The organism is Paractinoplanes toevensis (assembly GCF_018332695.1).
GTDB classification, from domain to species: Bacteria; Actinomycetota; Actinomycetes; order Mycobacteriales; family Micromonosporaceae; genus Actinoplanes; species Actinoplanes toevensis.
On sequence record NZ_BOQN01000226.1, the window covers coordinates 1 to 1,279 of the forward strand.

Here is a 1,279-nt window from a genome sequence, read left to right on the forward strand (position 1 = left end):
TGAGCTTCCCCCGGTTTGCCGGACACCGAGGGTGAGGTGGTCGACGGAATCCGAGGAAGGATCCCGTCCATGCCCGCACCTCACCCCGCAGAGTTCCGGCAGCGAGCCGTCTCGTTGGCCCGCGCCGGCACCAAACCGATCGGTCAGATCGCCAGAGAGCTCCAGATCTCGGAGTCCTGTCTGCGTAATTGGCTGGCCCAGGCCGACACCGACGACGGCGGCCGGCCCGATCGTTTGAACAGTGGGGAGAAGCAAGAACTCACCGAACTCCGCCGCCGGAATCGGCAGCTCGAGGTGGAGAACGAGATCCTGAAACGAGCCGCGGCGTTTTTCGCTCGGGAGAACGTCCTCCCAAAGTAAATATCGGCTGGTCCGTGAACTCGCCGACGACCATCTCGACGTCGCGGTGGCCTGCCGATTACTCGACGTATCCCGTTCCGGCTACTACGAATGGAAAGACCGGCCACCCTCGGCGCGGGACACCGACAACGAGATCCTCCTCAAACATATTCAGAAAATTCATGAAGAATCGCGGGGAACGTACGGCTCGCCTCGTGTGCACGCCGAGTTGACCATGGGCATGGAATGGAAGGTCAACGAGAAGCGGGTGGCCCGGCTGATGCGCCAGGCCGGGATCCAGGGTCTCTACCGGCGGCGCCGGCACGGCTGCACTTTCCGGGACCCGCACGCGGAACCCTTCAAGGACTTGGTGGACCGCACGTTCGTCGCCACCGGCCCGGACCGGCTGTGGGTCACCGACATCACCGAACACCGGACCGGCGAAGGGAAACTGTACTGCGCTGCGGTTCTCGACGCTTTTTCCCGCAGAATTGTCGGGTGGTCCATCGCCGAACACATGAAAACCGAACTGGTCCTCGACGCGCTCGGCATGGCAGTCTTACGTCGCGAGCCCGTCAGCAAGCAAACGATCCTGCATTCCGATCACGGGAGTCAATTTACGTCCTGGCGTTTCGGGCAACGACTGCAGAGAGCGGAAATCCTGGGATCTATGGGTAGTGTCGGTGACTGCTACGACAATGCGATGATGGAGTCATTCTGGGGAACCCTGCAATTGGAGGTCCTCGACTCGAAAGAGTGGAACACCCGTGACGAACTCGCCAACGCCATCTTCGAATGGATAGAATGCTGGTATAACCCGACACGACGTCATTCCGGTATCGGAATGCACAGTCCCATCGACTTCGAACAGCTCCAAACCCCGTCTGATCACGACCGTTGACCCCACACCCTGGGTGTCCGGGCTACGGGGGGAAGGTCA

The 1,279-nt window shown here is 61.1% G+C and carries 2 protein-coding genes; both read left to right on the forward strand.

Going from position 1 to position 1,279, the window contains the following annotated elements:
* Nucleotides 1-69: 69 nt before the first annotated feature.
* Nucleotides 70-360, forward strand: a complete 291-nt coding sequence (locus tag Ato02nite_RS50805; RefSeq protein WP_213013945.1) for a transposase — start codon at nt 70-72, stop codon at nt 358-360.
* 7 nt (nt 361-367) lie between these two features.
* Complete coding sequence (locus Ato02nite_RS50810) at nt 368-1,240, forward strand: IS3 family transposase (protein WP_213013946.1); 873 nt, start codon at nt 368-370, stop codon at nt 1,238-1,240.
* Nucleotides 1,241-1,279 lie beyond the last annotated feature (39 nt).